Annotated in this window: 1 protein-coding gene; it reads left to right on the forward strand. The window is 65.3% G+C overall.

Translation table 11 applies throughout. From position 1 onward, the window contains the following. Positions 1 to 124: 124 nt before the first annotated feature. Positions 125 to 1,312: an integrase catalytic domain-containing protein gene (locus tag ABIB15_RS15270; RefSeq protein ID WP_354480504.1), complete on the forward strand. Its 1,188-nt coding sequence runs from the start codon at positions 125 to 127 to the stop codon at positions 1,310 to 1,312. Positions 1,313 to 1,380 lie beyond the last annotated feature (68 nt).

Below are 1,380 nucleotides of genomic sequence, written 5' to 3' on the forward strand. Positions count from 1 at the left end.
CGCGTTGACTCATAAGAAACCTCCGCGTAGCACCATTCGTTGCCTCATGTGAAAACCTCCGCTTCGGCGTGGTTCGAGTCGTGGGCGGTGGATGTGGGTTACGCCCGTTTCTATGGAGCTGACGATGACGCAGCGGCAGGCTGTGACGATGAAGAAGGCGCTCGCGTATCGGAGCGCCGACCGGGCCGGCAAGGGCAGGATACTGACCGAGCTGGTGGAGCTGACCGGGTGGCATCGCGACTACGCCCGGGCGGCGTTGCGGGCCGCGTTGACGCTCAAGGTGGTCAAGCCCAGGGCAGGGCGGGCGCCCACCTACGGGCCGGTCGTGACGCGGGCGCTGGTGAAGTGCTGGGCGGTGCTTCGGGCACCGGCAGGCAAGCGCCTCGCGCCGATGCTGCCGGTGCTGGTGCCGCTGCTGCGCCGCGATGACGAGCTCGACCTCACCGACGCCGAGGCGGCCCTGCTGGTGCGGATGAGCGCGGCGACGATCGATCGGCGGCTCGCGCCGGAGCGGGCGAAGCTACTCTCCCGCGGCCGGTCGCATACCAAGCCCGGGACGCTGTTGAAGTCGCAGATCCCGATCCGCACCTGGGCCGACTGGGACGATGCGGTCCCGGGGTTTGTGGAGATCGATCTGGTCGGCCACGAGGGCGGGAACGCGTCGGGCGAGTTCTGTTTCACCCTGACCGTCACGGACATCGCGACCGGGTGGACGGTGAACCGGTCGGTCAGGAACAAGGCCGAGAAGTGGGTGTTCGAGGCACTCATGCACGTGCGCCGGGTATTCCCGTTCCCGATCATCGGCATCGATTCCGACAACGGGTCCGAGTTCATCAACCACCACCTGTTCGACTACTGCGTGGCGAACAAGATCACCTTCACCCGGTCCCGGGCGAGTCATAGCAACGATGGTGCCCACGTCGAGCAGAAGAACTGGACGCACGTGCGCGAGCTCGTCGGCTACCACCGCTACGACACCCCGGCAGAGCTCGCCCTGCTGAACGAGATCTGGGAACTCGACCGGGTATTCACGAACTACCTGCTGCCGCAGCAGAAGCTCGTGTTCAAGCAGCGCAACGGAGCGAAAGTGACCAAGCGGTACGACGCCGCGACCACCCCGCACCAGCGCGCCATCGCCCGCGACGACATGCGCAAGATGCCGATCATCAGGATGAACGCGGAGTTCAAACGAGTCCACCCCGCAGCCCAGTCCCGACAGATCCTCGCGCTCACCGGACAGCTCGAAACGCTCACGCTGGCGAAGAAACCCGCCACCGTGAAACCGGTCGTGAACCAGGCCCACACCCGGTGAGCTCCGCGGAGGTTTTCATCCGAGGCAATGAATCAAACTTCGCGGAGGTATTGACATGAGGCAACAGG

Origin of the sequence: Marisediminicola sp. UYEF4, assembly GCF_040546025.1 — a bacterium.
Lineage (GTDB): Bacteria > Actinomycetota > Actinomycetes > Actinomycetales > Microbacteriaceae > Marisediminicola.

Coding starts and splice junctions, on each gene's coding strand:
- ABIB15_RS15270 (WP_354480504.1), top strand. CDS start 125: ATGACGCAGCGGCAGGCTGTGACGATGAAGAAGGCGCTCGCGTATCGG.